The organism is Streptomyces turgidiscabies Car8, assembly GCF_000331005.1.
Lineage (GTDB): Bacteria > Actinomycetota > Actinomycetes > Streptomycetales > Streptomycetaceae > Streptomyces > Streptomyces turgidiscabies.
On record NZ_AEJB01000131.1, the window covers coordinates 19,388 to 44,600 of the forward strand.

At 70.7% G+C, this 25,213-nt stretch carries 25 protein-coding genes; 14 read left to right on the top strand and 11 right to left on the bottom strand.

Features of this window, described 5'->3' with window-relative positions:
* Window positions 1–6: 6 nt before the first annotated feature.
* Both STRTUCAR8_RS08290 and cobI read left to right on the top strand, forming a co-directional pair.
* Complete coding sequence (locus STRTUCAR8_RS08290) at window positions 7–1,524, top strand: cobyrinic acid a,c-diamide synthase CobB (protein WP_006375079.1); 1,518 nt, start codon at window positions 7–9, stop codon at window positions 1,522–1,524.
* Window positions 1,509–2,258 (top strand): precorrin-2 C(20)-methyltransferase, encoded by a 750-nt coding sequence (gene cobI, locus STRTUCAR8_RS08295; protein ID WP_044471850.1) that lies wholly within the window; start codon window positions 1,509–1,511, stop codon window positions 2,256–2,258. Before STRTUCAR8_RS08290 ends, cobI begins: the two co-directional genes overlap by 16 nt.
* A gap of 29 nt (window positions 2,259–2,287) precedes the next feature.
* On the opposite strand, the gene STRTUCAR8_RS08300 is transcribed toward cobI, so the two are convergent.
* On the bottom strand, window positions 2,288–3,037 hold the full coding sequence (locus tag STRTUCAR8_RS08300) for a ZIP family metal transporter (RefSeq protein ID WP_006375101.1): 750 nt from the start codon (window positions 3,035–3,037) through the stop codon (window positions 2,288–2,290).
* 98 nt (window positions 3,038–3,135) lie between these two features.
* Between STRTUCAR8_RS08300 and cobM the strand changes: the two genes are divergently transcribed.
* The 5 genes from cobM (at window position 3,136) to cobC (ending at window position 9,096) form a co-directional block, all read left to right on the top strand.
* Window positions 3,136–3,975: a precorrin-4 C(11)-methyltransferase gene (cobM, locus tag STRTUCAR8_RS08305; RefSeq protein ID WP_044471851.1), complete on the top strand. Its 840-nt coding sequence runs from the start codon at window positions 3,136–3,138 to the stop codon at window positions 3,973–3,975.
* Window positions 3,972–5,261 carry a bifunctional cobalt-precorrin-7 (C(5))-methyltransferase/cobalt-precorrin-6B (C(15))-methyltransferase gene (locus STRTUCAR8_RS08310; RefSeq protein WP_006375081.1) on the top strand — a complete coding sequence of 430 codons (1,290 nt, stop codon included), beginning with the start codon at window positions 3,972–3,974 and terminating at the stop codon, window positions 5,259–5,261. Before cobM ends, STRTUCAR8_RS08310 begins: the two co-directional genes overlap by 4 nt.
* Entirely contained in the window at window positions 5,258–6,979 is a 1,722-nt protein-coding gene (cobJ, locus tag STRTUCAR8_RS08315; protein WP_006375113.1) for a precorrin-3B C(17)-methyltransferase, read from the top strand. Before STRTUCAR8_RS08310 ends, cobJ begins: the two co-directional genes overlap by 4 nt.
* Window positions 6,980–7,070: 91 nt before the next feature.
* Window positions 7,071–8,009 carry a sirohydrochlorin chelatase gene (locus STRTUCAR8_RS08320; RefSeq protein WP_006375067.1) on the top strand — a complete coding sequence of 313 codons (939 nt, stop codon included), beginning with the start codon at window positions 7,071–7,073 and terminating at the stop codon, window positions 8,007–8,009.
* Window positions 7,999–9,096, top strand: coding sequence for an Rv2231c family histidinol phosphate aminotransferase CobC (cobC, locus tag STRTUCAR8_RS08325; RefSeq protein ID WP_044471852.1), 1,098 nt, complete (start codon window positions 7,999–8,001; stop codon window positions 9,094–9,096). The genes STRTUCAR8_RS08320 and cobC overlap by 11 nt, the downstream gene beginning before the upstream one ends.
* A gap of 115 nt (window positions 9,097–9,211) precedes the next feature.
* On the opposite strand, the gene STRTUCAR8_RS08330 is transcribed toward cobC, so the two are convergent.
* From STRTUCAR8_RS08330 to STRTUCAR8_RS08350, 5 genes are all read right to left on the bottom strand, one after another.
* On the bottom strand, window positions 9,212–10,114 hold the full coding sequence (locus STRTUCAR8_RS08330; protein ID WP_006375088.1) for an SCO1860 family LAETG-anchored protein: 903 nt from the start codon (window positions 10,112–10,114) through the stop codon (window positions 9,212–9,214).
* A 175-nt stretch (window positions 10,115–10,289) separates the two neighbouring features.
* Window positions 10,290–11,381: an amidohydrolase family protein gene (locus STRTUCAR8_RS08335; RefSeq protein ID WP_006375092.1), complete on the bottom strand. Its 1,092-nt coding sequence runs from the start codon at window positions 11,379–11,381 to the stop codon at window positions 10,290–10,292.
* A 10-nt stretch (window positions 11,382–11,391) separates the two neighbouring features.
* Window positions 11,392–12,219: an amino acid ABC transporter ATP-binding protein gene (locus STRTUCAR8_RS08340; protein WP_006375102.1), complete on the bottom strand. Its 828-nt coding sequence runs from the start codon at window positions 12,217–12,219 to the stop codon at window positions 11,392–11,394.
* Window positions 12,216–13,052: an amino acid ABC transporter permease gene (locus STRTUCAR8_RS08345; RefSeq protein WP_006375097.1), complete on the bottom strand. Its 837-nt coding sequence runs from the start codon at window positions 13,050–13,052 to the stop codon at window positions 12,216–12,218. The genes STRTUCAR8_RS08340 and STRTUCAR8_RS08345 overlap by 4 nt, the downstream gene beginning before the upstream one ends.
* Window positions 13,049–13,894, bottom strand: a complete 846-nt coding sequence (locus tag STRTUCAR8_RS08350; protein ID WP_006375080.1) for a transporter substrate-binding domain-containing protein — start codon at window positions 13,892–13,894, stop codon at window positions 13,049–13,051. Before STRTUCAR8_RS08350 ends, STRTUCAR8_RS08345 begins: the two co-directional genes overlap by 4 nt.
* A gap of 211 nt (window positions 13,895–14,105) precedes the next feature.
* On the opposite strand from STRTUCAR8_RS08350, the gene STRTUCAR8_RS08355 reads away from it, so the two are divergent.
* The 5 genes from STRTUCAR8_RS08355 (at window position 14,106) to thpD (ending at window position 18,814) form a co-directional block, all read left to right on the top strand.
* Window positions 14,106–15,206 (top strand): pyridoxal-phosphate-dependent aminotransferase family protein, encoded by a 1,101-nt coding sequence (locus STRTUCAR8_RS08355; protein WP_006375104.1) that lies wholly within the window; start codon window positions 14,106–14,108, stop codon window positions 15,204–15,206.
* A gap of 262 nt (window positions 15,207–15,468) precedes the next feature.
* Window positions 15,469–16,059 carry a diaminobutyrate acetyltransferase gene (ectA, locus tag STRTUCAR8_RS08360; protein WP_044471853.1) on the top strand — a complete coding sequence of 197 codons (591 nt, stop codon included), beginning with the start codon at window positions 15,469–15,471 and terminating at the stop codon, window positions 16,057–16,059.
* A 30-nt stretch (window positions 16,060–16,089) separates the two neighbouring features.
* Window positions 16,090–17,370, top strand: a complete 1,281-nt coding sequence (ectB, locus tag STRTUCAR8_RS08365; protein WP_006375098.1) for a diaminobutyrate--2-oxoglutarate transaminase — start codon at window positions 16,090–16,092, stop codon at window positions 17,368–17,370.
* Between the two features lie 101 nt (window positions 17,371–17,471).
* Window positions 17,472–17,894 (top strand): ectoine synthase, encoded by a 423-nt coding sequence (locus STRTUCAR8_RS08370; RefSeq protein WP_006375087.1) that lies wholly within the window; start codon window positions 17,472–17,474, stop codon window positions 17,892–17,894.
* A 20-nt stretch (window positions 17,895–17,914) separates the two neighbouring features.
* Window positions 17,915–18,814, top strand: coding sequence for an ectoine hydroxylase (gene thpD / locus STRTUCAR8_RS08375; RefSeq protein WP_044471858.1), 900 nt, complete (start codon window positions 17,915–17,917; stop codon window positions 18,812–18,814).
* Between the two features lie 164 nt (window positions 18,815–18,978).
* Here the strand turns inward: thpD and STRTUCAR8_RS08380 are convergent, their stop codons facing one another.
* The 5 genes from STRTUCAR8_RS08380 to STRTUCAR8_RS08400 all read right to left on the bottom strand — a co-directional run bounded on the left by STRTUCAR8_RS08380 (window position 18,979) and on the right by STRTUCAR8_RS08400 (window position 23,729).
* Window positions 18,979–20,091 (bottom strand): aminotransferase class V-fold PLP-dependent enzyme, encoded by a 1,113-nt coding sequence (locus tag STRTUCAR8_RS08380; RefSeq protein ID WP_006375070.1) that lies wholly within the window; start codon window positions 20,089–20,091, stop codon window positions 18,979–18,981.
* A 71-nt stretch (window positions 20,092–20,162) separates the two neighbouring features.
* Entirely contained in the window at window positions 20,163–20,885 is a 723-nt protein-coding gene (locus STRTUCAR8_RS08385) for a DsbA family oxidoreductase (protein ID WP_044471854.1), read from the bottom strand.
* A gap of 77 nt (window positions 20,886–20,962) precedes the next feature.
* Window positions 20,963–21,439, bottom strand: coding sequence for a GNAT family N-acetyltransferase (locus tag STRTUCAR8_RS08390; protein WP_006375078.1), 477 nt, complete (start codon window positions 21,437–21,439; stop codon window positions 20,963–20,965).
* Between the two features lie 5 nt (window positions 21,440–21,444).
* Window positions 21,445–22,053, bottom strand: a complete 609-nt coding sequence (locus tag STRTUCAR8_RS08395; RefSeq protein ID WP_044471855.1) for a DUF1349 domain-containing protein — start codon at window positions 22,051–22,053, stop codon at window positions 21,445–21,447.
* A 146-nt stretch (window positions 22,054–22,199) separates the two neighbouring features.
* Window positions 22,200–23,729, bottom strand: a complete 1,530-nt coding sequence (locus tag STRTUCAR8_RS08400; protein ID WP_006375085.1) for an aldehyde dehydrogenase (NADP(+)) — start codon at window positions 23,727–23,729, stop codon at window positions 22,200–22,202.
* 143 nt (window positions 23,730–23,872) lie between these two features.
* On the opposite strand from STRTUCAR8_RS08400, the gene STRTUCAR8_RS08405 reads away from it, so the two are divergent.
* A complete protein-coding gene (locus STRTUCAR8_RS08405) occupies window positions 23,873–24,646 on the top strand; it encodes an IclR family transcriptional regulator (protein ID WP_044471856.1) in 774 nt (257 codons plus the stop codon).
* A gap of 21 nt (window positions 24,647–24,667) precedes the next feature.
* The gene (locus STRTUCAR8_RS08410; protein ID WP_044471857.1) at window positions 24,668–25,141 is read left to right on the top strand and encodes a GNAT family N-acetyltransferase; all 474 of its coding nucleotides are present in this window, start codon (window positions 24,668–24,670) and stop codon (window positions 25,139–25,141) included.
* Window positions 25,142–25,213: the final 72 nt, after the last annotated feature.

A 25,213-nucleotide genomic window follows, 5' to 3' on the forward strand; every position in this document is an offset into this window, starting at 1 on the left:
CACGCCGTGCTGACTCCAACGCCCTCGGCCTCGCGCTCAGTCTCGTCGTCGGCCTCGGCCTCCGTGCCCCGGCTGGTCATTGCCGCGCCCTCCTCCGGCAGCGGCAAGACCACTGTCGCCACGGGGCTGATGGCCGCGTTCGCCTCGCGGGGGCTCGCCGTGTCTCCGCACAAGGTCGGGCCGGACTACATCGACCCCGGGTATCACGCGCTCGCCACCGGACGGGTGGGGCGGAATCTCGACGCGTACATGTGCGGGCCCGAGTTGGTCAGGCCGCTGTTCCTGCACGGGGCGCGCGGGTGTGACATCGCCGTGGTCGAGGGCGTGATGGGGCTGTACGACGGGGCCGCGGGCGAGGGGGAACTCGCGTCCACGGCTCAGGTGGCCAAGTTGCTGCGGGCGCCGGTGGTGCTCGTCGTGGACGCGTCCTCGCAGTCCCGGTCCGTCGCGGCTCTCGTGCACGGGTTCGTGTCGTGGGATCCGGAGGTGCGGGTCGGGGGCGTGATCCTCAACAAGGTCGCGTCGGACCGGCATGAGGAGATGTTGCGGGAGGCGTTGGAGTCGGTGGGGGTGCCTGTACTGGGGGTGCTTCGGCGGGTTCCGCAGGTGGATGTGCCATCCCGGCATCTGGGGTTGGTGCCGGTCGCCGAGCGGCGGGGGGAGGCTGTGGCCGCGGTGGCGGCCATGGCCGCGCAGGTTTTGGACGGGTGTGATCTGGACGCGTTGATGGGGGTTGCCCGGGGGGCGGGGGTGTTGGCGTGTGGGGCGTGGGATGCGGGTGAGGTTGTGGCTTCTTCGCCCCCGCCGCCCCTACCCGTCCCATCCCGTTCCTGGGGGCTGCGCCCCCAGACCCCCGCTCCGGCCCTGAACGGGCCTTGTCCTCAAACGCCGGACGGGCTGGAAATGCGGACCGGCGCTTCAAAGGTCGTCGTCGCCATCGCCGGCGGAGCCGCCTTCACCTTTTCCTACGCCGAGCATGTCGAGTTGTTGCGGGCCGCCGGGGCCGAGGTTGTCGTGTTCGATCCGTTGCGGGATGAGCGACTGCCGGACGGGACACGGGGGTTGGTCGTCGGGGGTGGGTTTCCTGAGGTGTTCGGTGGTGAGTTGTCCGCCAACGAGCCGCTGCGCAAGGCCGTCGCCACCCTCGCCGAGAGCGGTGCGCCCGTTACCGCCGAGTGTGCCGGGCTGCTGTATCTGTGCCGGGAGCTCGACGGGCTGCCCATGTGCGGGGTGCTCGACGCCACCGCCCGGATGAGCGACCGGCTCACCCTCGGCTACCGGGATGCCGTGGCCGTGAGTGACAGTTCGCTCGCGGTGGCCGGTACCCGGATGCGGGGGCACGAGTTTCATCGGACCGTTGTCGAGCCGGGGGCGGGAGCGGATCCCGCCTGGGGGGTGCGTGCGCCGGATCGGCGGGTCGAAGGGTTTGTACAGCGCGGTGTGCACGCGAGTTATCTGCACACGCACTGGGCGTCGGCGCCCGGTGTCGCCCGTAGGTTCGTGGAGAGGTGCCTGACGTCATGAGCAGCATCAACAGGCTTGTCGGTGTGGGGGTCGGGCCAGGCGATCCCGAACTCGTGACCGTCAAGGGCGTCAACGCGTTGCGCGCCGCCGATGTGATCGTCGTACCCGTGATGGACACCCTTGAGCGGGGGCGTGCCGAGGCCACCGTGCTGCACTACGTGCCCGCTGAGAAGATCGTCCGGGTCGTCTTCGCGCTCAACGAGCGGTCCGACCACGCCCGGCGTGAGGCCGCCTGGGATGCGGCCGGTGCCCGGGTCGCCGAGTTGCTCGGCGCGCACTCCGTCGTGGCCTTCGCGACCATCGGAGATCCCAACGTGTACTCGACGTTCACCTATCTCGCCCACACGATCGGCCGGTTGGTGCCGTCCGTCGTCGTGGAGACCGTGCCCGGGATCACCGCGATGCAGGATCTGGCGGCGCGGTCGGGGGCCGTGCTCACCGAGGGGACCGAGCCGCTGACGCTCGTGCCCGTGACGGCCGGGGCCGCTGTGCTCAAGGAGGCGCTGAGCGGGCCGGGCACCGTCGTGGCGTACAAGTTCGGGCGGCAGGCGCAGGAGGTCGCCGAGGCGTTGCGGGAGAGCGGGCGGATCGGCGACGCGGTGTGGGGGTCGGCTCTGGGGCTGGAGGACGAGTCCATCCGGCCCGCCGCCGAACTCGACGGTGCGCCTCTCCCCTACCTCTCCACCCTCATCGCGCCCGCGCCACGCGACGGCGGGCGGGGCGGCAAGTTGTGAACCAGCGCCTCGACGGCACACGCCCGGGCTCAGCCCGACAGGCCCACCACCAGCCAGATGAACGCCACGCCCGCGATCGTGCACAGCACCGTCGAGTGGGTGGGATGGTCGTGGTGGGCCTCGGGGAGGATCTCGGCGGCTGCCAGGTAGAGCAGTACGCCGCCGAAGAGGCCGAGATAGCCGCCGAGCGCCCGCTCGGGGATCGTGAAGAAGAGGGTGGAGGCCGCGCCCACGACCGGCGCGGCCGCGTCGGCGAACAGCATGGCCACGGCCTTGCGGCGGGCGTTCCCGTACAGGCTCGTGATCGTGTACGTGTTGAAGCCGTCGGCGAAGTCGTGGGCGATCACGGCGAGCGCGACCGCGAGGCCCATCCCGCCGCCGACCTGGAAGGCCGCCCCGATCGCGACGCCGTCCATCGCGCTGTGGCCGACCATCGCCGCGGCGGCCGTCAGGCCCACCTGGGGCGCCCGGCCGTTGTTCGTCCCGTGTTCCCCGGTCCCCGTGGCGGCGCCGTGGGCGGCCTGTCGTACGGCGAGCAGACGTTCCACCAGATGGGCCAGCAGAAAGCCGGCGACGAACAGCAGCAGAGCGGCCGGTACGCCGAACACCTCCTCGCCCGCCGCGTGCAGCGCCTCCGGCAGCAGGTCGAGGCCGACCACGCCCAGCATCAGGCCGCCGGCCAGGCCCAGGACGAGATGGCGGCGGTCGGTCACACGCAGTGCCGTCCAGCCACCGGCCAGCGTCATCAGGAACGCGCCGAGCGCGACGAAGACCGCCATGTGCCCTTGCTATCCGATCGACCCGCCTTCGCGCACCTCCACACCCACCCGCATATTTACTGACATTTTCGATGTTCCGTACGAGAGGATCTCGCCCCATGGCTCCCACGGCCGACGTTTCGACTGGCGCTCCCACCGGCAAGGTGACGTTCGTCGGTGCCGGCCCCGGCGCCGCCGACCTGCTGACGTTCCGCGCGGCCCGCGCCATCGCCGAGGCGGACGTCGTGATCTGGGCGGCCAGCCTCGTACAGGAGGCCGTCCTCGAACATGCGCGCGCCGGGGCGGAGATCCTCGACTCGGCGGCCATGTCACTGGAGGACGTCGTCGCCGTGTACGAGCGTGCCGTGCGCGAGGGCCTGCGCGTGGCCCGTATCCACTCCGGCGATCCCGCGCTCTGGGGCGGCACCCAGGAGCAGGTCGACCGGTGTGCCGAGATCGGGATCGAGACGGAGATCGTCCCCGGGGTCTCCTCCTTCTCGGCGGTCGCCGCCCTCGCCCAGCGCGAGCTGACCATCCCCGAGGTCGCGCAGTCCGTGATCCTGACCCGGCTGGGCGGCGGCAAGACGCCGATGCCCCCGGGCGAGGAGGTGCGGGAGTTCGCCCGGCACGGAACCACCATGGCGATCTTCCTGTCAGCAGCCCGTAGTGGGCAGCTCGTACGGGAGCTGCTGGAGGGCGGCTATCCGACGTCGACACCGGTCGTCATCGCCTATCAGGCGACCTGGCCCGAGGAGCTGGTCGTGCGGTGCACGATCGAGACGCTGGAGGAGACGGTCAAGGAGCACAAGCTGTGGAAGCACACCTTGTTCCTGATCGGCCCGGCCCTCGACGCCAGCGGCACCCGCTCGCACCTCTACCACCCCGGCCACTTCCACGGCTTCCGCAAGGCCGACCCGGCGGCCCGGCGGGCGTTGCGCGAGCGAGGGGCGAGTACGTGATCACCGTCATCGGTACGGGGACGGGGGCGCCGCTTCCGTCGGACGCCACGGCCGCCGTCGCCGGGGCCGCACTGGTCGTGGGCGGCCGGCGGCATCTGGCCGCGGTGTCGGCGGTGGTGGCGGAGGGCGTCGAGCAGGTCGTCCTCGGGGCGCTGGCTCCCGCGCTCGACACCATCGAGGAGTACGTCGGTAAGGAACGGCCCGTTGTCGTGCTCGCCTCCGGTGATCCCGGGTTCTTCGGGATCGTGCGGGCGCTGGCCGAGCGGTTCGGCGCCGGGCGGCTCGATGTCCGGCCTGGGGTGTCCTCCGTCGCGGCGGCGTTCGCCCGGGTGGGGCTGACCTGGGACGACGCGGTGATCGTCAGCGCGCACGGGCGGGCACTGCGTACGGCGGTGAACGTGTGCCGGGCGCGGCCCAAGGTTGCGGTGCTGACCGGGCCGGGCGCCGGGCCCGCCGAACTGGGCGCGGCACTGGCCGGCGGTCCGGGGGCGCGTGTTCTGGTCGTCGCCTCGGCGCTGGGCGATCCGGAACTCGAACGCGTCGAGCGGGTCACACCTGCCGAGGCTGCGGGCCGGGACTGGGGCGACGCGGTCAGCGTGGTGCTGTGCCTGGACGAGGCGCGGACTCTCGCGCCGGTTCCTGTCACGGTTGCCGGGGAGTTCGTCGGGCCCGGCCGATGGGCCCTGGACGAACGGGAGTTCGCCCATCGTGACTCGATGATCACCAAGTTCGAGGTACGCGCCCTGGCGCTGGCCCGGCTCGGGCCGCGCCTCGGTGACCTGGTCTGGGACATCGGCGCCGGCTCCGGGTCCGTGGCCGTGGAGTGCGCGCGGCTCGGGGCCGCCGTCGTCGCCGTCGAGAAGACGCCGGACGGGGCGGAGCGGGTGCGGGCGAACGCCGCCGCACACGGGGTCGACGTGCGGGTGGTGGAAGGAAGCGCACCTGACCAACTGCCCGCCTCCATGGGCGAACTCGACGAGCCCGACGCCGTGTTCATCGGCGGGGGTGGGCGTGAGCTGCCCGCGATCGTCGCCGTCTGTGCGGGGCGGGCGCGGCGGACGGTGGTGGTCGCGATGGCCGCCCTCGACCGGGTACCGGCCGTGCGTGCGGCCCTCGTCGACGCCGGACTCGACTGCGACGGGGTGCTGTTGCAGTCGTCCCGGCTCGCACCGCTGCCGGGTGAGGTGTCCCGGCTCGCGGCGACCAATCCCGTTTTCCTGCTGTGGGGCACGCGCCCCGCAGCCCTGACAGACAGACATACCGGTAGAGAAGGAGTCACTCTGTGATCGGCCTGATTTCCGCGACGGCGGCGGGCGCGGCGGCGCGTGATCGGCTTGCCGCCGCCTGGCCCGACCGTACGCGTGTGTACGAGGGGCCGGTCGCCGACGCCGTCCGGCGCGCGTTCGGAGAGTGCACGCAGCTCGTGTGCTTCCTGGCCACGGGGGCGGTCGTACGACTGGTCGCCCCGCTGCTGTCGGACAAGGCGTCCGACCCCGGCGTGGTGTGCGTCGACGAGGGCGGACGGTTCGCCGTGTCGCTGGTCGGCGGGCACGGCGGCGGGGCCAACGAACTCGCCCTCGCGGTCGGGCGGTTGCTGGGCGCGGAACCGGTGGTGACCACCGCGACGGACGCCGTGGGCGTGCCGGGGCTCGACACCCTCGGGATGCCCGTGGAGGGCGATGTCGCGGGGGTCTCGCGGGCGCTGCTCGACGGTGAACCCGTCGCGCTGGAGCTGGAGTTGAGCTGGCCGCTGCCCGCGCTGCCGGCCAACGTCGGGAGTGCGGTGCCGGGCGACGGGCCTACGATCCGGGTGACCGACCGGCTGATCGACGGCGACGGAGCCGGTGCGGGTGCGGGTGCGGTCGTGCTGCGGCCTCCGTCGCTCGTCGTCGGTGTGGGTGCCTCCAAGGGTGCTCCGGTCGACGAGGTGCTCGGTCTGGTCCAGGGCGCGTTGGCGGACGCGGGGCTCTCGGTGGCCTCGGTCGCCGCGCTGGCCACCGTCGACGCGAAGGCGGACGAGCCCGGCATCGTCGGGGCCGCCGAGCGGCTCGGGGTGCCCGTGGTGACGTACTCCGCCGACGAGTTGGCCGGGGTCGAGGTGCCCAATCCCTCCGCCGCGCCGCTCGCCGCCGTCGGTACGCCGTCCGTGGCGGAGGCCGCCGCGCTGGTCGGCGGGGGTGAACTCCTCGTACCCAAGCGGAAGTCGGAGCGTGCGGACGGGGCGCCTGCCATGGCGACCTGCGCCGTCGTACGGCGGCCTGGACGTGGGCGGCTCGCAGTCGTGGGGCTCGGGCCGGGGGCGCGGGATCTGCTGACGCCGCGCGCCGAGGCCGAGTTGCGGCGGGCGTCGGTGCTGGTCGGGCTCGATCAGTACGTCGACCAGATCCGTGATCTGCTGCGGCCCGGTACCCGGATCCTGGAGTCGGGGCTCGGCGCCGAGGAGGAGCGGGCGCGGACGGCGGTCGCCGAGGCCCGGAAGGGACAGGCCGTCACGTTGATCGGCAGCGGGGACGCGGGCGTGTACGCGATGGCGTCGCCCGCGCTCGCCGAGGCGTCCGACGACATCGACGTGGTCGGGGTGCCGGGTGTCACGGCCGCCCTCGCCGCCGGAGCGATCCTCGGGGCCCCGCTCGGCCACGACCACGTGTCCATCAGCCTCTCCGACCTGCACACGCCGTGGCATGTCATCGAGCGGCGGGTGCTGGCCGCGGCCGAGGCGGACATCGTCGTGACGTTCTACAACCCGCGCAGCCGGGGCCGTGACTGGCAGTTGCCCAAAGCGCTCGCCATCCTCGGCGCGCACCGGGAGCCGACGACGCCCGTGGGTGTCGTACGGAACGCGTCGCGGCCCGACGAGTCCAGCCGCGTCACGACGCTCGCCGGCCTCGATCCGGCGACCGTCGACATGATGACGGTCGTGACCGTCGGCAACACCGCGACCCGGAACATCGCGGGCCGCATGGTCACGCCTCGCGGGTACCGCTGGCAGGAGGCACCGCGATGAACGCCTCTCCGGTGTCGAGGCCCCGTCCCCATTGCCCTCTCCCTCTCAACACCCTTCCCTTTCACCCCACTTCACCGTCCGAGGAGACATCGTGACCACCCCGCCCCCCGCCCTGCTCATCGCCGGCCACGGCACCCGGGACGAGGCCGGGGCCGAGGCGTTCCGTGACTTCGTACGGGAGTTGGGGCGCCGTAACCCCGAACTGCCCGTCGCGGGCGGCTTCATCGAGCTGTCGCCGCCGCCGCTGGGCGACGCCGTGACCGAGCTGGTGGAGCGAGGGGTACGACGGTTCGCCGCCGTTCCGCTGATGCTGGTGTCCGCCGGGCACGCCAAGGGGGACATCCCGGCCGCGCTGGCCCGCGAGAAGGAACGGCACCCGGGGATCTCCTACACGTACGGGCGCCCGCTGGGCCCGCACCCGGCGCTGCTGACCGTGCTGGAACGGCGACTGGACGAGGCCCTGGGCGGCGGGGCGCGTACCCCCGCCGACCGGGCCGACGTGACCGTGCTGCTGGTCGGGCGCGGCTCCACCGACCCGGACGCCAACGCCGAGGTCCTCAAGGCGGCGCGGCTGCTGTGGGAGGGGCGCGGGTACGCCGGTGTCGAGACGGCCTTCGTGTCGCTGGCGGCGCCGGACGTGCCGTCGGGGCTCGACCGGTGCGTGAAGCTGGGGGCGCGGCGGATCGTCGTCCTGCCCTACTTCCTGTTCACCGGGATCCTGCCGGACCGGGTACGGCACCAGACGGAGGGCTGGGCCGCCGCGCACCCGGAGATCGAGGTGCGGTCCGCCGATGTCATCGGTCCGGAGCCGGAGTTGCTCGACCTGGTGATGGAGCGGTACCGGGAGGCCGTGCAGGGGGATCTGCGGATGAACTGCGACTCGTGCGTGTACCGGATCGCGCTGCCCGGCTTCGAGGACAAGGTCGGAATGCCTCAGCAGCCGCACTTCCATCCGGACGACGACAGCGACCACGATGGTCACCATCATGGACATCACTCACACGGGCACTCGCACTCCCATGCGCACTGACGGAGACACCGACGGAGTCACCGGCGGAGACACCGGGGGGCACGACCTCCGGCACCACGGTGACGCCGAAGTACGTGACGACGGCGCGAAGTTGGTCGACCTCGCCGTGAACGTCCGGGCGGACACCCCGCCCGCCTGGCTGCGTGAGCACATCGCCGGGTCGCTCGGCGGGCTCGCCGCGTATCCCGACGGGCGGGCCGCGCGGGTGGCGGTGGCGGCCCGGCACGGGGTGCCCGTGGAGCGGGTGCTGCTCACCGCCGGGGCCGCGGAGGCGTTCGTGCTGCTGGCGCGCGCCCTGAAGGTGCGGCGGCCGGTGATCGTGCATCCGCAGTTCACGGAGCCGGAGGCAGCACTGCGGGATGCCGGACACAGTGTGGACCGGGTGCTGTTGCGGGCCGAGGACGGGTTCCGGCTGGACGCGGCGCTCGTGCCCGAGGACGCCGACCTGGTGGTGATCGGCAATCCGACGAACCCGACGTCGGTGCTGCATCCGGCGGGCTCGCTTCTTCAACTTGCCCGTCCTGGGCGGACGTTGGTGGTCGACGAGGCGTTCATGGACGCGGTGCCGGGTGAGCGGGAGTCGCTGGCCGGGCGTACGGACGTGCCCGGGCTCGTGGTGCTGCGGAGCCTGACGAAGACGTGGGGGCTGGCAGGGCTGCGGATCGGATACGTGCTGGCGGCACCGGAGACGGTGGTGGAACTGGAGCGGGCGCAGCCGTTGTGGCCGGTGTCCACGCCGGCGCTGGCCGCGGCGGAGGCGTGTGTCTCGGGGCGGGCGCTGGCGGAGGCGGCGGGCGCGGCGCGGCGGGTCGCTGCGGACCGGGCTCATCTCGTTGCCGGGCTGGCGGAGTTCGGGTCGGACGGGGTGCGGGTGGTGGGGCCGGCGGAGGGGCCGTTCGTGCTGGTGCGGGTGCCTCAGGCGGTTGTGGTGCGGGAGCGGTTGCGGGGGCTGGGGTATGCGGTGCGGCGGGGGGACACGTTTCCTGGGTTGGGGGAGGAGTGGTTGCGGGTGGCTGTGCGGGATCGGGTGACGGTGAACGGGTTTCTGCAGGCGTTTGACCGGGCGGTGATGTTGGCTGGGCGGTGAGTTTCCTCGCCCCCGCCGCCCTTACCCGTCCCATCCCGTACCTGGGGGCTGCGCCCCCAGACCCCCGCTCCGGCCCCGAAGGGGCCTTGTCCTCAAACGCCGGACGGGCTGAAAATCAGCGCTTCCGGCGGGCCAGGACTACCGCTCCGCCACCCGCCGCGAGCAGCGCTGCCGCTCCGGCCGCGATGTATGGCGTCATCGAGCTGCCGCCCGTCTCCGCGAGTCCCGCCTCGGCCGGATCGGGGGTCGGGGCTGTCCCTCCCTGCGGCTTCACTTCCGGCGCCGGCTGTGTCGGCGGAGCCGTCTGGGTGGCCGGGGTCTCGCAGGTCGCCTTCGCCAGGGTGACGGTGCCCTCGACCTCCGCCACGTTGAGGTTCAACGGGTTGACGGACACCGTGAGTTCGAGCGCGGTCGCAGCCGCCGTGCGGGTCGTCGTCTCCGTCTTGGACAGGTCCAGCCGTACCTCGCCGACTCCCGGCACCTTCACCTCGACCGGGCCGCTCGGCGTCAGCGTCACCTTCTTTCCGAGGGCCGTCACCGAACCCAGGAGGTTCGCGGAGGCGACCGGCTTCTCCCCCGCCACGCAGGTCGCCTTCGACGTGACCTGCTCCACCTCGATCAGCGACAGCAGGGGGAGACCGGGCACATGGAGCTTGGCGTGGGCCAGTTTCGTCGAGGCCTCCGCCTTTCCGTCCGCCACCGTCGCCCTGGACTCCGCGACCTCCGCACCGAGCACGGTGAACGGCTTTCCGCCGTCCACGCCGTCCAACGTGGTGGTCAGCGCGGTCTGTTCGGCGCTCCGCGGCGCCTGGACCTCGTTCAGTGAGACCGCGAGCGGGACGTTCACGCTCTTGTTGAGGAGCGAGACGTCCAGCCCCGTGCGGAGGACGACCGCGCTCGCGCTGCCCTGGTCCTCCGTGGCGTGGGCCAGGGCCGCGGGACCGGCGGCCGCCAGGGCCGTGGCCGCCGCGACAGTGGCCAGACGGCGTACGGGCAGGCGGAAGTTGTTGGCGTTCACGGTTTGGGGACCCCTCGGAAGAGACACGCTTGGGACCCGGTAAGAATTACGTACCGCGAGTGAACGGTCAGCAATCTGACGGGACTTCACTCCTACGTGAGGTTTCCGCGCAGATCTTCGAATCTCACGGCACGGATGTTCGCCATATTCACCCAGGTCCCTCGCAGTCCTCCGGTCAGCCGACGACCCGCCCGTTCAGCACCACCCGCGACGGCGCCCCCAACACCCGTACGTCCGCCCGCGGATCACTCTCGTACACCACCAGGTCCGCGACCGCCCCCTCCGCCAGCCCGGGCCTCCCCAGCCACTCCCGCGCGCCCCACGTCGTCGCCGACAGCGCCGCGAGCGCCGGGATGCCGGCCCTGGTCAGCTCGGCCACCTCCGCCGCGACGAGCCCGTGCGGCAACGTGCCTCCCGCGTCCGTGCCGACGAACACCGGGATCCCCGCGTCGTAGGCGGAACGCACCGTGTCGTAGCGGCGTTCGTGCAGGCGGCGCATATGGGCCGACCAGGTCGGGAACTTGGCGTCGCCTGCTGCCGCCAGGTTCGGGAACGTCGCGATGTTCACCAGCGTCGGGACGATCGCCACACCGCGTGCGGCGAACAGGGGGATCGTGTCCTCGGTCAGGCCCGTCGCGTGCTCGACACAGTCGATGCCCGCCTCGACCAGGTCCCGCAGGGAGTCCTCCGCGAAGCAGTGGGCCGTGACCCGCGCGCCCAGGCGGTGGGCCTCCGCGATCGCCGCCTCCACCTCCTCGCGCGGCCAGCAGGCGGAGAGGTCGCCGGTGCCGCGGTCCAGCCAGTCACCCACCAGCTTGACCCAGCCGTCGCCGCGCCGGGCCTCCTGAGCGACGTACGCCACCAGGTCGTCCGGCTCGATCTCGTGCGCGAAGCCCCGGATGTAGCGGCGGGTGCGGGCGATGTGCCGGCCCGCCCTGATGATCTTCGGCAGGTCCTCGCGGGCGTCGGTCCAGCGGGTGTCCGACGGTGACCCCGCGTCCCGGATGAGGAGGGTTCCGGCGTCCCGGTCGGTCAGCGCCTGCTTCTCCGCCGTGTCCTCGGGCACCGGACCGTGCGGCCCCAGGCCCACATGACAGTGCGCGTCGACCAGACCGGGCAGCGCCCAGCCCTCCACCGTGCGGATGTCACGGGCGCCGGGCGGGCGGTCGTACGTGATCCTGCCGCCGACCACCCACAGCTCGTCGCGGGTCTCCTCCGGGCCGACCAGCACCCGCCCCTTCACCTGCAGCACCGCCTGATCGCTCATGGACGGCACCTTAGTTCGGCCGGTCCCCAGTTTTCCCGTCCGCCTCCTCCACGTCCGCCATCGCCGGGTCCAGCAGGCGGGAGAGGAAGTGGCGGGTGCGTTCGTGGGAGGGGTTGCTGATGACCTGCGCCGGGGTGCCGTCCTCGACGATCACTCCGCCGTCCATGAAGACGACCCGGTCGGCGACCTCGCGGGCGAACGTCATCTCGTGCGTGACGACCATCATCGTCATGCCCTCGTTCGCCAGCCTGCGCATCACCGCCAGTACGTCCCCCACCAGCTCGGGGTCGAGCGCCGACGTCGGCTCGTCGAACAGCATGACCTCCGGGCCCATCGCCAACGCCCGCGCGATGGCGACCCGTTGCTGCTGGCCGCCGGAGAGGGACGACGGGTAGGCGTCGGCCTTCTCCGAGAGGCCCACGCGCTCCAGGTTGTCCGCCGCCACCCTCGCGGCCTCAGCCTTGTCCCGCTTCAGCACCCGGCGCTGCGGAAGCGTCAGGTTCTCCGTCACCGTCAGATGCGGGAAGAGGTTGAACTGCTGGAAGACCATGCCGATCCGGCGGCGGACCTCGTCGATGTCGACGTCCGCGTGCGTGACCTCCGTACCGCCGACGAAGACCTGGCCCTTCGTCGGCTCCTCCAGCAGGTTCACACAGCGCAGAAGGGTCGACTTGCCGGAGCCGGACGGGCCGATCACGCACACGACCTCGCCCTGTCCGATCTCCAGGTCGATACCGCGCAGCACCTCGTTGTCGCCGAACGACTTGTACAGGTCCCGCACTTGAATCTCCGGAACGACCGCGTCCCGCACGTTCGTGTCCTCGGTACCGTCGCTCATCGCGTCGCCTCCCCCGCCTTCGTCTCCAGCCGTCGTACGACGAAGCCCAGCGGCACCGTCACCAGCAGATAGCACAGGCCCGCCACCAGGATCGGCGTGGAGTTGGCGGTCTGGCTGGCCAGGTCGCGGCCGTACTTGGCCAGTTCGCGTTCCTCCAGGGTGACGCCGAGGAACAGCACCAGCGAGGAGTCCTTGAACAGGAGCACCAACTCGTTGGTAAGCGGCGGGATCACGATCCGGAACGCCTGCGGGATGATGATCGAGACCATCGCCCACGCATGCGAGAAGCCCAGTGAACGGGCCGCCTCCATCTGTCCCTTGGGCACCGCCTGGATGCCCGCGCGGATCGTCTCCGCCATGTACGCGGCCGACACCAGGCCGAGGGCCAGCGCCACCTTGCCGTAGGTCCCGCCGGGGATCTCCGTGCCGGGGAAGGCGAGAGGTACCGCCACCCCGACGAAGATGAAGATCAGCAGGGCGGGCAGACCGCGGAAGATCTCGATGTAGATGCCCGCGACCCAGCGGTAGGGGCCCACCGGTGACAGCCGCATCAGGGCGACCACCATCCCCAGCACCAGGCCGAAGACGAAGCCGGAGAGGGTGTAGAGGACGGTGTTCTTGAGGGCCAGCGTGATGATCTCGGGGAACATCTGCTTGGCCAGGTCCGCCTGCGCGAACTGGTTCTTCAGCCGGGCCCAGTCGGCCGACACCGCGACAGCGACGACGGCCGCGACGAACAGCGCGTACTGGGCGCCGCGGGACAGCGCCCGCTTCTGGGTACGGCTCAACCCCTGCTTGCGGGGCTGTACTTGCTTCGCGGAGGCGTCGGTCATGACGCGGACGGAGCGGCCGCGGACTCGTCGTACGGGCCGATCCACTGCTCGTACAGCTTCTTGTACGTGCCGTCGGCCTTCGCGTCGGTGATCGCCTTGTTGATGGCGGCGAGCAGCTTGGTGTTGCCCTTCTTCACCGTGAAGCCGTACTGCTCACCGGTGTTGAGGTTGTCCACCACCTTGAAGGCGTCGGCGTTGGCCTTGTCCTTGAGCCAGCCCTGGACCACCGGGTAGTCGATGATCACGGCCTCGACCTGGCCGGTGCGCAGGCCGTTGAGGACGGCGTCGGAGGACTCGAAGGAGACGGGGTCGAGATCCTTGCCCTTGGCGTAGTCCTCGCCGGTGGTCTGCGCCTGGGCGCCGACCTTCTTGCCCTTGAGGCCGGCGAAGGAGGTGATGCCGCTCTTCTTGTCGACGAGGACGGCCTGCGTGGCGGCGAAGTACGGGTCGGAGAAGTCGACGTTCTTCTTGCGCTCCTCGGTGATGGTCATGCCTGCCGCGCCGAGGTCGCACTGCTCCGCGTTGAGGAAGGCGCCCGTCTTGAAGTTCTCGAAGGGCGTGTCGAGGATCTCCTGCTTCACGCCGAGGTTCTTCGCGACGAGGTCCACGAGCGACACGTCGAAGCCCTGCGCCCTGCCGTCGATCACCGACTGGAAGGGCGGGTAGGGCAGGTGGGTGCAGACGGTGAGCTGTCCGCCCTTGACGACTTCGACCCCGCCGGCGGCGGTCTTCGAGGCGCCGCCACCGTCGTCGTCCGAGGAGCAGCCGGCCACGAGCAGGAGCCCGGCCGTCGCGGTGGTGGCGGCCAGGATGCGGGACCGTCGTCCGAGGACCGTGTTCACGGGGACCTCCTGTGGGGGGACTGTGAGTTCTGATTATAAGGAGACGTTTGACTATCTCAAATCATTCCCATGGTTGGGACGCCGTGTGACCTGTGGTTTTGAGGCGGGATGGCCTCGGACCCCGTCGACCCGAGAGCCAGAAGGCTCTCGGGGGATCTCCGGTTAGTCTCGACTCGACTCGTCTGCCCCGCGATCCGAAGAGAGCACCTCCGTGACCACGCACCCCTTCCTGGACCTGGCGCCGCTGACCGCCACGCGCTTCGCGTCGATCGAGGACCGCGTGGCGCGGCTGCTCTCCACCGAGCAGGACGTCGTGATCATGCAGGGCGAGGCGCTGCTGCCCCTCGAAGGAGCCATCAGGGGGACGGCCGGCCCGGGCACGACCGCCCTCAACATCGTCACGGGCCCCTACGGGCAGACGTTCGGCGACTGGCTGCGGGACTGCGGCGCCACGGTCGTCGACCTCGCGGTGCCCTTCCACACGGCGGTCACGGCCGCGCAGGTCCGGGAGGCGTTCGCCGAGCGCCCGGAGATCGACTTCGTCTCGCTGGTGCACGCCGAGGCGGCGACCGGCAACACCAACCCGGTCGCGGAGATCGGCGAGGCGGTACGGGAACACGGCGCCCTCTTCTACCTCGACGCCGTCGCGTCGGTCGGCGCCGAGCCGGTGCTGCCGGACGCGTGGGGTGTCGACCTGTGCGTGATCGGGGCGCAGAAGGCGATGGGCGGGCCGGCCGGGGTGTCGGCGGTGTCGGTGAGCGAGCGGGCGTGGGCGCGGATGGCGGCGAACCCGGGGGCGCCGCGACGGTCGTACCTCTCCCTGCTGGACTGGAAGGAGCGGTGGATCGACGGCGGCCGGCGCACCCTCCTGCACGCTCCCGCCCAGCTGGAGATGCTCGCGCTGGAGGCGTGTGTCGAGCGGATCGAGGCGGTGGGGCTCGGCACGGTGATCGCCCGGCACACCACCGCGGCGGCGGCCACCCGCGCGGGGGTGCTCGCGCTGGGCGGCGGCCTTGAGCCGTATGTGTACGAGACCGGAGACGCGGCACCGGTCGCCACGACGCTGCGGACGCCCTCCGGGGTCGTCGCGTCGGAGCTGGTCGCGAGCGCGCTGGCAGTCGATCCGGCGCTGCCGCTCGCGGCGGGCGGGGGCGCGCTGGCCAAGGAGATGATCCGGGTCAACCACTACGGGCCTGACGCGACGCGCGAGGCGGTGCTCGGCTGTCTGGTCACCCTGGGCACGGCGCTGGCGGACCGGGGGCTGCTGGTGGCCATCGACGGATGCCGGCGCGCCGTCGCGAATTCCTCGTGAATGCACAATGAATTAGGGTAATTGAATCGGGAGTATCTTCCCGCATTCTTCTGCCCGCTTTTCGCGGACCTAAACGCAAAGGTTTTGCGAACGATTCAAGTGAATTACATGTGTGTGACGCATTCAACAACCCGCCCGCTTTGTCTGCTTATTTACCAGACAAAGCGGGCTTTCCCGTGCCCGCCTGTTAACACATTCCATGGCCGCACGTAACCCCGACCGGCGATGCATTTTTGATTTTCTCTCGGTAAGTTCAATTTGCATGAGTGCCGTACGGACAGACCTGCAAATTGACCTCCCGGTGATTGCCGACGGGGCCGCGCTGTGGCGGATCGCCCGGGACTCGAAGGTTCTCGACCTCAACTCGTCGTACAGCTATCTGCTGTGGTGCCGGGACTTCGCCGCCACCTCGGCTGTCGCCCGGGACGCCGACGGCAGACCGGTCGGCTTCGTCACCGGGTACGTCCGGCCGGACCGGCCGGGCACCCTGCTCATCTGGCAGGTGGCCGTCGACGCCGACCACCAGGGGCGCGGGCTCGCCGCCGCGCTGCTCGACGGGCTGGCCCGGCGGGTCGGCGCCGAGCAGGGGCTCACCAGCCTGGAGACCACCATCACGCCGGGCAACACCGCCTCCGAGCGGCTGTTCACCTCGTTCGCGGAGCGCCACGGCGCCACCGTCGAGCGCGAGGTGCTGTTCGACGCGGGCCTGTTCCCGAGCGAGCCGGAGGAGGGGCAGGAGGAGCCGCGCAACGAGCACGGCCTGCCCGACCTGCACGAACCCGAGGTGCTGTACCGCATCGGTCCCCTCTCCTGGCCTTCGGAGCTCCCCGAGTTCCCAGACTTCGCCGGCTGACTCACCCCCCACCGCAAGGAGTTCACCGCCGTGACCATCACCCAGCCCGACCTGAGCGTCTTCGAGACCGTCGAATCCGAGGTCCGCAGCTACTGCCGCAGCTGGCCCGCCGTGTTCGACCGTGCGCAGGGCAGCCGTATGTACGACGAGGACGGCCACGCCTACCTCGATTTCTTCGCCGGCGCCGGATCACTCAACTACGGCCACAACAACCCCGTACTGAAACGGGCGTTGATCGACTATCTGGAACGCGACGGCGTCACCCACGGGCTCGACATGTCGACGTCCGCCAAGCGCGCGTTCCTGCAGTCCTTCCAGGACCTGGTGCTGCGGCCCCGCGAACTGCCGTACAAGGTGATGTTCCCGGGCCCGACGGGTACCAACGCCGTCGAGGCGGCGCTGAAGCTGGCGCGGAAGGTGAAGGGACGGGAGTCCATCGTCTCCTTCACCAACGCCTTCCACGGGATGTCCCTCGGATCGCTCGCCGTGACCGGCAACGCCTTCAAGCGGGCGGGTGCGGGCATTCCGCTGGTGCACGGCACCCCGATGCCCTTCGACAACTACTTCGAGGGGACTGTCCCCGACTTCCTGTGGTTCGAGCGGCTGCTGGAGGACCAGGGCTCCGGCCTCAACAAGCCGGCCGCCGTGATCGTGGAGAGCGTGCAGGGCGAGGGCGGCATCAACGTGGCGCGACCCGAGTGGCTGCAGGCGCTGGCAGACCTGTGCGCACGGCAGGACATGCTGCTGATCGTCGACGACATCCAGATGGGCTGCGGACGGACCGGCGCCTTCTTCTCCTTCGAGGAAGCGGGCATCGTGCCCGACATCGTCACCGTGTCGAAGTCCATCAGCGGATACGGACTCCCCATGTCCCTCTGCCTGTTCAGGCCCGAGCTGGACATCTGGGAGCCGGGCGAGCACAACGGCACCTTCCGCGGCAACAACCCCGCCTTCGTGACCGCCGCCGCCGCACTGGAGACCTACTGGGCGGACGGCTCCGCCATGGAGAAGCAGACGCTGGCCCGAGGTGAGCAGGTCGAGGAGGCGCTGATCTCCATCACGGAGGAGAACCTCGCCGACGTCAAGGAGTACCGGGGCCGGGGTCTGGTGTGGGGCATGGAGTTCCACGAGAAGGCGCGTGCGGGGCGGGTCGCGCGGCGGGCCTTCGAACTCGGGCTGCTCATCGAGACGTCCGGCCCCGAGAGCGAGGTCGTGAAGCTGCTGCCCGCGCTCACGATCACGCCCGAGGAACTGGACGAGGGCCTGCGGATCGTCGCCCGCGCGGTGCGCGAGACCGTCGGAACCATCTGAACACCTGCACGAACGTCTGTCTGAACATCTGCCAGAACACCTGTCTGAACGTCTGTCCTGACTTCTGACTGAACCATTTACGAAAGGGGTTGTTGAGCGCTGTGATCGTCCGTTCGTTCAAGGACATCGAAGGCACCGACCGGCATGTGAAGGCGGAGTCCGGTACCTGGGAGAGCAAACGCATCGTCCTCGCCAAGGAGCGGGTCGGCTTCTCGCTCCACGAGACCGTTCTGTACGCGGGCACGAAGACGTCGATGTGGTACGCGAACCATGTCGAGGCAGTCGTGTGCGTCGAGGGCGAGGCCCTGCTGACCGACGACGAGACCGGGCGCACGTACACGATCACCCCCGGCACCATGTACCTCCTCGACGGCCACGAGCGGCACACCATGCGGATCAAGGAGGACTTCCGCTGCCTGTGCGTCTTCAACCCGCCGGTGACCGGCCGCGAGGACCACGACGAGAACGGCGTCTATCCCCTGCTGACCGAACCCGACTTCACCCCTGACTCCGAGGAGGTCTGACACCCATGTCACCCACGTCCATGTCTACATCCACGTCCACTCTCACCGACCTGTACCCCACCCGTGGCGCCGCCGAGGTGTCCGTCCCGCGTCAGGACCCGGTCCTGTGGGGCGCGCCGGACACTCCCGGACCGTTCACCGCGGCCGACCTCATGGCGTACGAGCGTGATGGCTTCCGGGCGCTCGACGGGCTCCTCGATGAGGACGAAGTACCGCTCTACCGGGCCGAGTTGGAGCGGCTGATCGCCGATCCGGCCGTCCGTTCCGACGAGCGGTCGATCATCGAGCCGAAGTCCAAGGAGATCCGGTCGGTCTTCGAGGTGCACAAGTTGAGTGAGGTGTTCGCCCAGCTCGTACGGGACGAGCGGGTCGTCGGGCGGGCCCGGCAGCTCCTCGGCTCCGACGTGTACGTCCACCAGTCACGGATCAACGTCAAGCCGGGGTTCGGGGCGGGCGGCTTCTACTGGCACTCCGACTTCGAGACCTGGCACGCGGAGGACGGTCTGCCGAACATGCGGACGGTGTCCGTCTCGATCGCGCTGACCGAGAACCTCGACACCAACGGCGGCCTCATGATCATGCCGGGCTCGCACCGTACGTTCCTCGGCTGTGCGGGGGCGACGCCCGACGACAACTACAAGAAGTCGCTGCAGATGCAGGACGCGGGCACCCCGTCCGACGAGGCCCTGACCTCGCTCGCCGACGAGCACGGCATCAAGTTGTTCACGGGCAGGGCGGGTTCGGCGACCTGGTTCGACTGCAACTGCATGCACGGCTCCGGGGACAACATCACCCCGTACCCGCGCAGCAACGTGTTCATCGTGTTCAACAGCGTGGAGAACAGCGCGGTGGAGCCGTTCGCGGCGCCGGTTCGCAGGCCGGAGTTCATCGGAGCGCGGGACTTCACACCGGTGAAGTAACCGCTCTCCCGGTCGGCGGAGCCGACCCGCGGCGAAGCCGCAGTCGGATACAGCATCGGGGCGCGGGACTTCACACTGGTGAGGTGACTCGCCGAGTCACGCCGGTGCGACTTCAGACCGCCCGTCGACACGGAGTTCCGTGTCGGCGGGCGGTCTCGTGCGCTTCAGGCGGACAGGACGTCCAGGAGTCGGTCGACGTCCGACGCCGTGTTGTAGAGGTGGAAGGCCGCGCGCAGGTTTCCGGCCCGGTCGGAGACCTCGACCCCGGCGCGGCTCAACTCCGCCTGCCGGTGCCCGAGTCGCGGCACGGAGACAATGGCCGAGCCGGGCGCCGGTACGGGCCGGTGGCCCAGCCGGTCGAGCCCGGCGCGGAACCGGTCGGCGAGCGCGAGGTCATGGGCGCGTACGGTGTCCACGCCCAACTCCTCGATCAGGGCGAGGGAGTGGCGGGCACCGGCGTAGGAGAAGAGGCTCGGGCTCTCGTCGAACCGCCGTGCGGAGTGGGCGAGTTCACGCACCGGGCCGTAGCAGCTGTCCCAGGGCTCCTCCCCCGCGACCCAGCCCGCGAACACGGGCGTGAGGCCGCCCAGGTCCTCGGGTACGACGAGGAAGGCCACGCCGCGCGGGCAGACCAGCCACTTGAAGGCGACGGAGGAGACGTAGTCGTAGGCGTCCGCGTCGACGGGCAGCCAGCCGGTGGCCTGGGACGCGTCGACATACGTACGGGCGCCGTGCTCACGGGCGGCCTCACGCAGCGCGGTCAGGTCGACGATCCGTCCGTCGGCGGACTGGGCGGCGCTGACGGCGACGAGGGCGGTGCCGGGCCGGACGGACTCGGGGATCCGCTCCAGCGGCACGGCGCGTACCTTCAGGTCCCCTCGTACGTGGAACGGGTTGAGGACGGACGTGAAGTCGTCCTCGGCGGTGAGGACTTCGGCACCGGCGGGCAGTGACGCGGCGATCAGCCCGCTGTAGACGGCGACCGACGCCCCGGCCGCGACCCTGCGGTCGGACACCCCGACGAGCCGCGCGAAGGCGGAGCGCGAGGCCTCCACGTCGGCGAACATGTCCTGCGGCTGCCCGTCGGCCACGGACTGCACGGCATCACGCATGGCGGCCACGGCGCGGGCCGGGAGGAGCCCGGTGCTCGCGGTGTTCAGATAGGTGTTCTTGGGTGCGAACTCGGCACGGACGAGGTTGCGGAGGTTCTCGGACGGCGAGGCTTTCGCGGAGGTCTCCATGGGACCACTGTGCGGCCCGAAGATCTCCTCGTCCATTGCCGAATTCTGCACGACACTGCGAAGGACTGCTTATACGTAGGCCCTGAGCTGCGGTTTTCCGCCCAGCGTCACTGCTGGGGTACGGCACACCCGTCGGGTCCACACACCTCGGCACTGTCGCCGTCCGCCTGGACGATCTTGAGGGGAGCGGGTCGTTCTCCCCACGCCTGGGTGAGCGCCTGCGCGAAGACCTCGGCGGGCTGGGCGCCGGAGACGCCGTACTTCCGGTCGAGGACGAAGAACGGCACGCCGTTGGCACCCAGTTCCGCGGCCTCGCGCTCGTCGGCGCGCACGGCGTCGGCGTACGCGTCCGGGTCGGCGAGTACGCCCCGGGCGTCGTCGGCGTCGAGGCCGGCGGCGACGGCCAGCTCCACGAGGCGCTCGTCGTCACCGAAGACGGACCGTTCCTCGGCGAAGTTGGCCCGGTAGAAGAGGCCGATCAGCTCCTCCTGCAGTCCCTTGTCCTTGGCGAGGTGGAGCAGCCGGTGCATGTCGAAGGTGCTGCCGTGGTCACGGTCCCGGGTGCGGTACGCGAGGCCCTCGGCGGCGGCCTGCGCACCCAGGTTCTCCTCACCGGCCTGCGCCTGCGCCTCGCTCATGCCGTACTTCTTGGTGAGCATCGTGAGGACGGGCTGGATGTCGTCCTTGGCGCGCCCCGGGTCCAGCTCGAAGGACCGGTGCACCACCTCGACGCCGTCACGGTGCGGGAAGGCGGCCAGCGCCTTGTCGAAGCGGGTTGCGCCGACGTAGCACCAGGGGCAGGCGATGTCGGTCCAGATCTCGACGCGCATGTCTTCGGTCTCTCCAGCTCGAACGAACGGTACGGAGACGCCCTCCGCCAAGTGGATGAACGTTCAAGCAGCCGGGATCATTCCGCGCCGCGCAATTCGTACCGCAGAAAGAGATGGTGATCGTCCTCGGCGGGCGGGTGCTCCGGGTCCGGGACCCAGCCCAGACGGCGGTAGAAGGCCTGGGCGCGCTGGTTGTCGATGTGCACGTCGAGGGTGGCGGCCCGCTTTCCGCCGGCCTGCCAGCGCTCGACGCAGGCGGCGTGCAGATCGGTGCCGATACGGGCCCGCCAGCGGTCGGGGTCGACATGGAACTGGAAGAGCTTGACCGTGCCCTCTGGGGCGCCTTCGGCCCTGCGGAAGGAGGCGACGCCGATGATCTGTTCCTGTTCGACGACGCACAGGACATGCGCGTCGGGGCGCTCGATGCTGGTCCGCCAGGCGGCGACCCAGTCACGGTCGCCGTCCGGCAGGCCGTCCGGGTAGTACGTGGCCCGTGCGCGCAGGTGCAGTTCCGTGACGGCGGCGGCCTCGGCGGGCAGCGCGGTCCGGATCACCCGCGTCAACTTCCGTCCCGCAGGTCCTTGGGCCACTCCGGGCGGAACTCGATGTGGTCGTACGTCACGACGCATCCCTCGCCCATCGGTGACTGGGTCATGAAGCCGACCAGGGCCGCGTCCGCCTCCTTCTCGTCGCCCAGGGTGAACAGCCGGACGAAGGTCCACTTCTCACCGTCGCGCGAGGCGTGGAAGGCGAAGGCCCGGCCGGTGCGGCTGATCCGGAGCCAGACCGAACTGCCTTCCACAGAGAAGGAGTTGGCGTCGTCGGAGTGTCCCCGGGTGACGACCGTGCAGACGGTGGGCACATCCGGGGAGTACTCCAGGCAGAGCTTGGCCCAGGCCCGCTCGCCGACATGGACGTAGAGCACCCCGGCGTCGAAGGCCGCCCCGAACCCGACGGTGACCCGGGCGATCAGCTGGAACTCACCGTGCGGTGCGCCCAGAAGACGCGGCGCGTCGGCGGCGGGATCCAGCGCCTCCCCGGTCGGCGGCACGAACCGGTCCTGCCGGGGCCCGGCCCACCCGGTGAGCACCCCGTCCTCGAAGGACCAGTGCCCATCGGGCCCGTAAGTACGAAGGGGAAAGGGCAGCGGGGAAAGCTCCAAGTCCATTGCCTGATTATCGCAGGGCAGGACGGGCGCCCCGACAGGGGCGCGGTGCTGTGTCGTTATGCGGCTCCGCCGCGGGGCGCGACAAACCACAACGGCCCCGCGGCCGCGAAATCCACCGCACCCCAACGGCGCTTACCAGCGGAGCGTCAGCGCTCCAGGAGACCGTTGAAACGCCGAGGCAGCCCCAGCTCGTTCTCGTCCCGCAGCTCGACCGGCAGCAGCGCAACAGGCGTGTTCTGGTAGGCCACCGGCCGCAGCCAGCGCTCAACAGCCGTACCGCCCACGGAGGTCGACGTGGACGTCGTGGCCGGGTACGGCCCTCCGTGATGCTGGGCCGCGGCCACAGCGACCCCGGTCGGCCAGGCGTTGACCAGCACACGCCCCGCCAGCGGCGTCAGCTCGGCCAGGATCTCCGCCCCGCGCCCCTCCCCCGCGGCTTCCTCCGCCGACAGGTGAACCGTCGCCGTCAGGTTTCCGGGGAGCCGGGAGAGCACGGAGTTCGCCTCGGCCTCGTCCGCGTAGCGGGCCACGACGGTGACCGGTCCGAAGCACTCCTCGAGGAGCAGGTCGTACGCCCCCTCCGACGCCAGCTTGTCGGCCGCCACCGTGAGGAACCCGGCGCTGACCGTGTGGTCGCCGCCCGCGCCCGGTGTCACCGGGGTCTCGACCTCGGGCAGCTCGGCGCGCTCGGCGACCCCGGCGACGAAGTTGTCGCGCATCCGGTGGTCCAGGAGGACACCGGCGTTGGTGTCGCTGACCGCGTCGGTCAGGGACTTCAGCAGACGGTCGCCCGCCGCGCCGGCCGGCGCCAGCACCAGGCCCGGCTTGACGCAGAACTGGCCGACGCCCAGGGTCATGGAGCCCGCGAGCCCCGTACCGATCGCCTCGGCGCGCTCGTTCGCCGCCGCCTCCGTGATCACCACCGGGTTCAGGGAGCCCAGCTCGCCGTGGAACGGAATCGGGACCGGACGGGCCGCCGCCGCGTCGAAGAGGGCACGGCCGCCTCGTACGGAACCGGTGAACCCGGCCGCCGCGACCAGCGGGTGCTTGACCAGCTCGACGCCCGCCTCGAAGCCGTGGACCAGGCCGAGGACACCCTCGGGGATGTCGTGCTGGGCCGCGGCCCGGCGCAGGACGGACGCGACGAGCTCGGACAGGCCCGGGTGGTCCGGGTGCGACTTGACGACCACCGGGCAGCCGGCCGCGAGCGCGCTCGCGGTGTCGCCGCCGGGGACGGAGAAGGCGAAGGGGAAGTTGGAGGCCGAGTAGACGGCCACGACACCCAGCGGGATCTTGTAGCGCCGCAGGTCCGGGATCGGCGGGGTCGCTGTGTCGTCGGGGTGGTTGATGACGATGTCGAGGAAGGCGCCCTCGTCGACGATGTCCGCGAAGGCCCGCAGCTGGTAGCAGGTGCGGGCGAGTTCGCCGTTCAGCCGGACCGGGCCGAGCGCGGTCTCCGCGTCGGCGACCTCGACGAGCTGCTCCTTGGCAGCTTCGAGCTGCTCGGCGGCGCTGCGCAGGAAGGCCGCGCGGACGGTGCGGTCGACGAGGGCCGGGCGGGCGGCGTGCGCCGCGCGGACGGCGGCGTCCACCTCCTGCGCCGTGGCCTCGACCGCGACCTGCTCCCGCTGCTTCCCGGTACGGGGGTCGACACTCCAGACTGGTGCTGCTGCCACCGGGGGTCCCTCCAGATTGTGTTGCCATTTGTGGTGCTCAGATTGTGCGTCATCCACCAGGTGCGTTCGATATGCTGAACGGCGTCTCTGATGATGAATAACTGTTGGAGACTATTTCCCGTCGAACGAAGGGGTCAAGGTCGATGTCGGCAGCTGAGACAGGCGGCGGGGCGCAGGTAAAGTCCGCGGTGCGGACCGTTGAACTGCTGGAATACTTCGCCGGGCGTCCCGGCATGCACTCCCTGGCGTCCGTCCAGGAGGCCGTCGGTTATCCCAAGTCCAGTCTCTACATGCTTCTGCGCACACTTGTCGACCTCGGCTGGGTGGAGACGGACGCGACGGGCACGCGATACGGCATCGGCGTCCGGGCCCTGCTGGTCGGTACCTCGTACATCGACGGTGACGAGGTGGTCGCGGTGGCCCGTCCCACCCTCGACCGGCTCTCCGACGACACGACGGAGACGATCCACCTGGCCCGGCTCGACGGCACGAACGTCGTCTACCTCGCCACCCGGCAGTCGCAGCACTATCTGCGCCCCTTCACCCGGGTCGGCCGCCGGCTGCCGGCCCACTCGACCTCCCTCGGCAAGGCGCTGCTGGCCACGCACACCGACGAGCAGGTCCGCAAGCTGCTCCCGGAGACACTGCCGGCGCTGACCGAGCACACGATCACCGACCGGGAGAAGCTCATCGAGGAGCTGCGCCTGGTGCGCGAGCAGGGCTTCGCGGTGGACCGTGAGGAGAACACGCTGGGGCTGCGCTGCTTCGGCGTGGCCGTCCCGTACCGCACCCCCGCGCGGGACGCGATCAGCTGCTCCGTGCCGGTCGCCCGGCTCACCCCGGCTCACGAACAGATGGTGAAGGACGCCCTGTTCGACGCGCGCGACCGACTGACGCTGGCCACCAGGAGGCTCTGAGCGATGAGGTATTCGGCTTCCATGGACGTCGTACTCCGCGAGGTCCACGACAGTGACCTGCCGGTCTTCTTCCGGCAGACGAACGACCCCGAGTCGCTGCTGATGGCCGCGTTCACGGCGAAGGACCCGACCGACCGGGCCGCCTTCGACGCCCACTGGGAGCGGATCCGTGCCACGCCCGACGTCGTGAACCGCACGGTCCTCGTCGACGGTGACGTGGTGGGCAGCGCTGCGGTGTACGGCGAGCCGGGCTCCCGCGAGGTGACGTACTGGATCGACCGCTCCTACTGGGGCCGAGGTATCGCTACGGCCGCCCTGCGGGCTCTCGTCGCCGAGGTGCCGGACCGCCCGCTGCACGCGCGTGCCGCCGCCGACAACGCGGGCTCGCTGCGGGTCCTGGAGAAGTGCGGTTTCCGCGTGTCCGGGCACGACCGGGGGTTCGCCCAGGCGCGGGACGCGGAGATCGACGAGGTCGTGCTGACGCTGGACGCCTGACCCTCGTACGACGGCACATGTGTCCCTTACAGCCTCCCGCGTTTCCTGAATGTGCCATGAGAAACCAGGCGG

Coding starts and splice junctions, on each gene's coding strand:
- STRTUCAR8_RS08395 (WP_044471855.1), bottom strand. CDS start 22,053: ATGGACTTGGAGCTTTCCCCGCTGCCCTTTCCCCTTCGTACTTACGGG.
- thpD (WP_044471858.1), top strand. CDS start 17,915: ATGTCTACATCCACGTCCACTCTCACCGACCTGTACCCCACCCGTGGC.
- STRTUCAR8_RS08380 (WP_006375070.1), bottom strand. CDS start 20,091: ATGGACGAGGAGATCTTCGGGCCGCACAGTGGTCCCATGGAGACCTCC.
- STRTUCAR8_RS08345 (WP_006375097.1), bottom strand. CDS start 13,052: ATGACCGACGCCTCCGCGAAGCAAGTACAGCCCCGCAAGCAGGGGTTG.
- STRTUCAR8_RS08300 (WP_006375101.1), bottom strand. CDS start 3,037: ATGGCGGTCTTCGTCGCGCTCGGCGCGTTCCTGATGACGCTGGCCGGT.
- STRTUCAR8_RS08385 (WP_044471854.1), bottom strand. CDS start 20,885: ATGCGCGTCGAGATCTGGACCGACATCGCCTGCCCCTGGTGCTACGTC.
- STRTUCAR8_RS08340 (WP_006375102.1), bottom strand. CDS start 12,219: ATGAGCGACGGTACCGAGGACACGAACGTGCGGGACGCGGTCGTTCCG.
- STRTUCAR8_RS08405 (WP_044471856.1), top strand. CDS start 23,873: ATGTCGGCAGCTGAGACAGGCGGCGGGGCGCAGGTAAAGTCCGCGGTG.
- cobC (WP_044471852.1), top strand. CDS start 7,999: ATGCGCACTGACGGAGACACCGACGGAGTCACCGGCGGAGACACCGGG.
- STRTUCAR8_RS08335 (WP_006375092.1), bottom strand. CDS start 11,381: ATGAGCGATCAGGCGGTGCTGCAGGTGAAGGGGCGGGTGCTGGTCGGC.
- ectA (WP_044471853.1), top strand. CDS start 15,469: ATGAGTGCCGTACGGACAGACCTGCAAATTGACCTCCCGGTGATTGCC.
- STRTUCAR8_RS08410 (WP_044471857.1), top strand. CDS start 24,668: ATGGACGTCGTACTCCGCGAGGTCCACGACAGTGACCTGCCGGTCTTC.
- cobM (WP_044471851.1), top strand. CDS start 3,136: ATGGCTCCCACGGCCGACGTTTCGACTGGCGCTCCCACCGGCAAGGTG.